4 protein-coding genes and 1 pseudogene are annotated in these 6502 nt (G+C 45.8%); all 5 read left to right on the forward strand.

All coding sequences use genetic code 11. From position 1 onward, the window contains the following. Positions 1 to 42 precede the first annotated feature (42 nt). On the forward strand, positions 43 to 768 hold the full coding sequence (locus AWT60_RS09860) for a GTP cyclohydrolase II (protein WP_024424596.1): 726 nt from the start codon (positions 43 to 45) through the stop codon (positions 766 to 768). Between the two features lie 32 nt (positions 769 to 800). Continuing rightward, positions 801 to 1604 carry a formylglycine-generating enzyme family protein gene (locus AWT60_RS09865; RefSeq protein ID WP_087976414.1) on the forward strand — a complete coding sequence of 268 codons (804 nt, stop codon included), beginning with the start codon at positions 801 to 803 and terminating at the stop codon, positions 1602 to 1604. A 4-nt stretch (positions 1605 to 1608) separates the two neighbouring features. Beyond that, complete coding sequence (locus AWT60_RS09870) at positions 1609 to 3366, forward strand: WD40 repeat domain-containing protein (protein WP_218677193.1); 1758 nt, start codon at positions 1609 to 1611, stop codon at positions 3364 to 3366. Between the two features lie 283 nt (positions 3367 to 3649). Next, the gene (ribD, locus tag AWT60_RS09875) at positions 3650 to 4732 is read left to right on the forward strand and encodes a bifunctional diaminohydroxyphosphoribosylaminopyrimidine deaminase/5-amino-6-(5-phosphoribosylamino)uracil reductase RibD (RefSeq protein ID WP_218677194.1); all 1083 of its coding nucleotides are present in this window, start codon (positions 3650 to 3652) and stop codon (positions 4730 to 4732) included. A gap of 112 nt (positions 4733 to 4844) precedes the next feature. Then, positions 4845 to 6502: pseudogene (locus tag AWT60_RS18650) on the forward strand (exosporium glycoprotein BclB-related protein); the annotation flags it as partial.

A 6502-nucleotide genomic window follows, 5' to 3' on the forward strand; every position in this document is an offset into this window, starting at 1 on the left:
TGGGAGTCGATTTGGGTGCAGTGATGAATAGGGGGGAGACAAATGAACAAGTTTGTAGATGAATTACAATCAATGATTCATCATTTTACCTTTCAAGATAAACACTATTTGCTCGTGGGGCCTGTGAATTTGCCAATTTCCATTCAACATGAAGAAGTGCCATTTAAGTGGTATGCCTTCGCGCCTGTTGAACGGGATACAAAACCAACAATCGAATCTATTGTCCAAATGAGTACCGCGCAGCAAACCTTTTCCTCTTGTCTCTTATTTGGCGACTTTGAAAATGAACGGCCGCCGCTTGTGCGAATCCATAGTGTCTGCCAAACAGGGGATGTGTTTGGATCACTGAAATGTGATTGTGGTCCACAGCTTGCATTATCGCTGAAGAAAATCACCGATTACGGAAAAGGCATGCTTGTGTATATGGCCAATCAAGAAGGTCGGTCTATTGGGCTGATGGCAAAAGCGTTGACGTATAAACTACAGGAGATGCAGCTGGATACTTTTGAAGCCAACCGCCTGATCGGCTGCGGGGATGATGATCGGCATTACGAGGAAGCAGCAGCTGTTTTGCACTATTTAAACAAAGGGAAACCATTGCATTTACTAACGAACAATCCAGATAAAGTCGATTCTATTGCAGCTTATGGTCTTCCTGTTTTGCGGTTTGATCATACGGTCGAAGCCTCTCTCTACAATGAAGCCTATTTAAAGGCAAAAGCAGCCTCAGGGCATATGGTCGATGAGAAGAAATTAATTAATCAATAGACGAGTTTATTGAAAGAAGGCGGGAGAAAAGCGTGAAACCTGATATCAATTGGATTCAAATCCCAAGCGGCTATGCAACGATTGGAAGTAATGAAGAAGATATGAAAAAGGCAGCAGAATTCTGGAAGGACAAGCTGCTCAATCCAACCTACGGCCGTGAGAAAAAGTTTCAAAAATGGCTGTACAAAGAATTTCCATCCTATCAGCCGTATATTAACGAATTTTTTATCTCAGATACGGTCGTCAGCAATGAATTGTATCAAAGCTATTGTGATGAAACAGGCCAGACATATCCAGAGAGTTTAACGAACGAAGAGCTTGGAGGGGGAAAAGATCATCCAGCTTGGGGCATGGACATTGAGGATGCTTTCTCGTTCTGTCAGTGGCTGAGCGGGAAACTTGGGATTGATGTTTCGATTCCTACTGAAGAAGAATGGGAGTATGCTGCCCGGGGAAACACGAGAAATCAATACCCGTGGGGAGATGAGTTTGATCCTTCTTACTGCAATACGCACGAATCAAATATTGAAAAAACGACGCCTGTCCGTCATTACGAAAAGGGCCGATCTTTATTTGGTCTTTATGATATGGGGGGCAACGTCGAGGAATGGGTCAACACCAGATATCACGTATATGAAGGCGGCATCGAGGTCGTCGATGATTTAACGGAAACACTCGGAAGTGATTACTACATTTTAAAAGGCGGCTCTTTCGCAAGAGGTGGAGATTTATGCAGAGTCGCAAGAAGACACGGGAAGCACCCAGATCCTGTTTTTCGATTTACTGGTTTTCGTTTAGTGACTCGTCAAAAACAATATATAAAGGTGGGAGTGTAAAACTATGCATAGAGGACCAATTACATCTGTTTTATCAACTCAGCACGACCAAATTGTTTACACTGGCGGCTATGACCGCTGTATTTATCAGTGGAACCGGGCGACGGGAGAAGGAACGTTTATTGGCAGTCACGAGCATATCATTAATTCCATATCTCTTTCTGAAAACGGAAAGTATTTAGCGAGTGCATCGTCAGACTATACCATTCAATTGTATGATACTGGCACAAATACCCGAATCCGCACGTTGTTTGGTCATGCAGATGATGTAGAAGCCGTCGCTTTTGCGAAGCAGGATACTTTGCTTGTATCCGTGTCCAGAGATAGAAGATGCTTAGTCTGGGATATCGAAACGGGCGCTATTTTAAGAGAATTCCATGGCCATAGCAAGGATGTATTAGCTGTATGGATACATGGTGATAAAGCTTATACAACAGGTGATGATGGATATGTCCTTGTATGGCTGTATGAAACCGGAGAAATTGTAGGGGAAATCGGCCCGTTTGATTATGAGCTCGATACGATCAGCGGCAGCAATCAAAAAGAAGTATTCGCACTTGGCAGAGATGATGGCACCGTTATTATTTACGATGCAGCTACTTTACAGGAGAAGAAAATCATTAAAGCCCATTTACAGGGCGTCAAGCGCGTGAATTTTTCTCCAAGCGGCAATTACTTGCTGACAGCAGGCTACGACCATTTAATTAAGCTGTGGAATTATGAAACAGGTGATTTAGTCGATACGCTGCTGCCTCATAAATATCAGTGGGAGCGCTCGCTTGTCTGGACAGAGGATGAGAAGTCAATACTAGGAGCCAGCTTTGGAAAAACATATTGTGAATGGTCGATCGAAAAGGGCAAAGTCATATCAGATGAGATCGAAATGGCGACGCCATCTATCAATGATATTGCGCTGACTGATGCAGGTGATATTATTACCGCATCAGATGATGGAAAATTCAGAAAAAATGGGATTGAAATTGCCAAATCGACGGGCGTTTTAACAAATGGAGTAGCTGTTGCACGGGATGGAAGCTATTATGCGTGGGGAGACCATGCAAGTCAGGTGCATATTGTTCATGAGTCATTACAGCAAATGGTTTCGTTTGATCTTAACACAGGTCCGGTCAACAGCGTGTATTTCCACGAGGAGGATCGTCAATTTTATATTGGAACTTACGGCGGTTATGTCCATGTCATTTCGACAGAACACTTAAAGGAAATCGGCCGTTCCAAAGCACACGATTGTGCGGTCAAAGCATTAAAGGTAGAAGGAGATCTTATCATCACAGCAGCAGTTGAAGGAACCATCTGTCTTTTAGATAAAAAGAGTTTGTCCTTAAAAGCGGAGTACATTGGTGCGACAGAGCTGTTAAATGATGTCTTTATTGATAGTAAACGAGACCGTATCGCCATTGTTAGCCGCGACAAGAATGTGAGATTGTTTGATTTGTATACAGGAAGAATTTTAGACCAGCATAACGAACACCAGTATTCAATTAAATCGGTCACAGTCACAGACTCAGGCTATATTGTAAGCGGTGATTATTGGGGCTATATCGTTGTGTGGAATCCAGAGCTGGGTGTCAACACCGGCCCAATTAGAATTGCCCAAAATGGGATTAGTGCCATTAGACAATTAGGCAATGATGTATATGCAAGCTCATATGACGGCGGAATTTATCACGTTCGAGAAGATGGGACGCATACCGAAGTACTACGCTTATTTGACCAATTTCCGAAAGAAGTAATCTCTCATTAAGAAAAAGAATGTAAGCGGGGGATTCTCATGATAAGTGTTTGCAAGGAACATATGAAAAAAGGTCTGTCTGTACTCAATTGTCCGCATGTGCTCCTCATTAATAAATATGAATGTCGCAAATGCTGTTTTTGTAAACAACGAGCATCTTATAAACTTTTTTATTCCTTGCCTTACTATGATCGATCTGAAAAGAAACGGATGGAAAAAATATAGCACATGAGAATAGAACTCCTTCATTCCCTGAAGGAGTTCTTTCCCTTGAAAGAGAGGAAAGGAGACTTACATGAAAGACGATGTTTTTTATATGAAGCTAGCAATTGCCAACGCAAAGGCCATGAAAGGACAAACCTCGCCAAATCCGCTTGTCGGGGCAGTGGTAGTCAAAAAAGGTGAGATCGTGGGAATTGGTGCTCACATGAAGGCGGGCGAGCCGCATGCTGAAATTCATGCGCTGCAAATGGCAGGAGATAAGGCGAAAGGAGCTCATATGTATGTGACGCTTGAACCTTGTTCGCATCAAGGAAAAACAGGTCCTTGCTCAGAAGCCATTATAAAGAGCGGGGTGAAACGTGTGGTCATTGCCACTGGGGACCCAAATCCACTTGTAGCAGGTAAAGGGGTCACGATGTTGAAACAAGCAGGGATAGAAGTAGAAGAAGGGGTATGTAAGCGGGAAGCGGACAGCTTAAATCTCCCTTTTTTTCATTCGATACAATCAGACCTTCCGTATGTCATATTAAAAACAGCCATTTCATTAGACGGGAAAATCGCAACAGCTCATCAAGAAAGCAAATGGATTACAGGGACAGAAGCAAGGAATGAAGTGCAGCAATTACGTCAAGAAGCAGATGCTGTGATAACAGGCGTCGAAACCATTATTCAAGATGATGCAGGCCTTATTGTGAAAGATTCAATCGTGACACAGCCTATTCGTGTCATTTTAGATTCCACATTAAGGATTCCGCTTCATGCGAAATGTTTAAATGATCATATGGCAGAAACCATCATTTGTACCTCAAACAAGTATGATCAAAAAAAATACCATCAACTGGTGCAAAAAGGACATCAAGTATTTGTCACAAGCGGAGAAAATCGGACAGATCTTCATGCGGTGTTACGTATGCTGAAAAGGCGCTCTGTGATGTCGGTGCTTGTAGAGGCGGGAGGCAGTGTGAGCGCATCCTTTTTAGAAGCGTCCCTTGTGAACGAAGTCATTATTTATATGGCACCATTATTAATTGGAGGGAAAGATGCACCTACTTTCTTTGAAGGAGAAGGTACGAAAACATTAAAAGAAGCCATCCGGCCGGTAGATATGGATTATAGTATGGTAGGAAAAGATTTAAAAATGACGATGAGACTTTAATGAAAGAAAGACCTTGTGCAAGAAAGTGCAAGGTCTTTTGATTATTTTAAAAAATAAAAGTGTACATACACCATTCCCAGTCATGATGAATACGATGGATGGGGGTGATTCCATGAAAAAATGTAGGCAATGTGGTAAGACATATCCAACTCATTCGACAGACCACTACCAAAAAGGAAGCTGGTATGATGCGTATAAGGATGATGGCTGGGAATGTGATAGTTGTAAGAAAGGGATAGCAGAAAAGCCAAGGAAACCAGTGAAAAATCCTTGCTGCGGAAAAGATCCTTGTGTTTGTGTGATTCAAGGTCCGCCAGGCGGGAGAGGAAGAAGAGGCCCAGCAGGTCCGGCGGGTGCAGTGGGTCCAGCGGGTCCGGCAGGCCCAGCAGGTCCAGCAGGTCCAATCGGTCCAACAGGCGTAGGTTTAACAGGTATCTTGGCATTTGATCCAGCAGTAGCACCAACCTTCCCAGTAGGTCAAGTGGTGACATACGATGGCAGTACGTACGTGGTCAATTCAGCACCGCCATTAGGTACGCCGGATACGTCGGCAGATTATACATTATTAGCCGCAGCGGGGGAAACAGGTACAGGTCCAACTGGAGCCACAGGCGCCACCGGCGTGGGTTTAACAGGAGTCGTACCGTATGATGCTGCAGCAGCGCCAGGATACCCATTGGGGCAAGTGGTGACATATGAAGGTGGAACGTATCTTGTGAATACAGCATCACCAACAGGTACACCAGATACATCACCAGATTATACGTTATTAGCCGCCGCAGGCGCGACTGGCGTTACAGGCGCTACCGGTACGGGTGCAACTGGAGCAACGGGAGCCACCGGCGTCACGGGTGCAACAGGAGAAATTGGTCCAACCGGAGCCACTGGTGTTACGGGAGCGACGGGAGAAATTGGCCCAACCGGAGCCACTGGTGTTACGGGAGCGACGGGAGAAATTGGCCCAACCGGAACTACTGGCACAGGAGTCACAGGAGCAACGGGTACCACCGGTGCAACAGGAGCAACCGGTGTCACAGGTCCAACTGGTGATACGGGAGCAACAGGAGCAACCGGTGCAACAGGAATCACAGGAGCGACGGGAGTAGGTCTAGCCGGCGTCACAGCGTTTGATCCAGCGGCAGCGCCGACATATCCAGTAGGTCAAGTGGTGACATATGAAGGAGGAACTTACCTCGTCAATACGGCGCCGCCAACAGGCACACCAGATACGTCACCAGATTATACGTTATTGGCCGCTGCAGGAGCGACTGGCGTTACGGGTGCAACCGGTACAGGAGTCACGGGTTCCACCGGCGCAACAGGAGTGACAGGACCAACGGGGGAAGTTGGTCCAACCGGAGCTACCGGCGTCACAGGAGTTACGGGAGAAATTGGCCCAACCGGAGCCACTGGTGTTACGGGAGCGACGGGGGAAATTGGCCCAACCGGAGCTACTGGCACAGGAGCAACAGGGATCACAGGAGCGACAGGAGAAACTGGTGCAACCGGCGTCACAGGCCCAACTGGGATAACTGGTGATACAGGGGCAACAGGAGTCACAGGAGCCACCGGAGTAACCGGTGTAGGATTAACTGGTATTCTGACATTTGACCCAGCAACAGCGCCAACCTATCCAGTAGGTCAAGTGGTGACATATGAAGGTGGAACCTATGTTGTGAATACAGCACCACCAACAGGTACACCAGATACGTCGCCAGACTATACGTTATTGGCAGCCGCAGGTGTTACCGGAGCTACCGGAGTTACTGG

The sequence above is a fragment of the Bacillus sp. F2HM genome (genome assembly GCF_019266135.1).
Classification (GTDB): domain Bacteria; phylum Bacillota; class Bacilli; order Bacillales; family Bacillaceae; genus Bacillus; species Bacillus safensis.

Bases quoted from the DNA above. Each gene is read 5' to 3' on its own strand.
- AWT60_RS09870 (WP_218677193.1), top strand. From the start codon at position 1,609: ATGCATAGAGGACCAATTACATCTGTTTTATCAACTCAGCACGACCAA.
- AWT60_RS09860 (WP_024424596.1), top strand. From the start codon at position 43: ATGAACAAGTTTGTAGATGAATTACAATCAATGATTCATCATTTTACC.
- ribD (WP_218677194.1), top strand. From the start codon at position 3,650: ATGAAAGACGATGTTTTTTATATGAAGCTAGCAATTGCCAACGCAAAG.